This is a genomic window from Sphingobium sp. UBA5915 (assembly GCF_002431195.1).
GTDB lineage: Bacteria > Pseudomonadota > Alphaproteobacteria > Sphingomonadales > Sphingomonadaceae > Sphingobium > Sphingobium soli.
Genome location: NZ_DJDV01000128.1, coordinates 1 through 466 on the forward strand (window position 1 = coordinate 1; position 466 = coordinate 466).

1 protein-coding gene is annotated in these 466 nt (G+C 58.8%); it reads left to right on the forward strand.

Going from position 1 to position 466, the window contains the following annotated elements:
- Positions 1-466, forward strand: a 466-nt coding sequence (locus B2V90_RS22630) for an ATP-binding cassette domain-containing protein (RefSeq protein WP_293923216.1), incomplete at both ends; no start/stop codon positions are given.

Consider the following 466-nt stretch of genomic DNA (forward strand, 5'->3'; position numbering starts at 1 on the left):
GCATCGTCGGCGTCATCGGCCCGAACGGTGCGGGCAAATCGACGTTGTTCAAACTCATCACGGGTCAGGAACAGCCGGATTCGGGCGAAATCGACGTCGGCTCGACCGTGCGTCTGGGTTATGTCGATCAGAGCCGCGACCATCTGGATGCCAGCAAGAATGTCTGGGAGGAAGTGTCCGACGGCCTCGATTATGTGAAGGTCAACGGTCATGACATGTCGACCCGCGCTTATGTCGGCGCGTTCAATTTCAAGGGACAGGACCAGCAGAAGAATGTCGGCAAGCTGTCGGGTGGTGAACGCAACCGCGTCCACATCGCCAAGATGCTCAAGAAGGGCGGCAACGTGCTGCTGCTCGACGAACCGACCAACGATCTTGACGTCGAAACGCTCGCGGCGCTGGAAGAAGCGATCGAGAATTTCGCTGGTTGCGCCGTGGTCATCAGCCACGACCGCTTCTTCCTCGA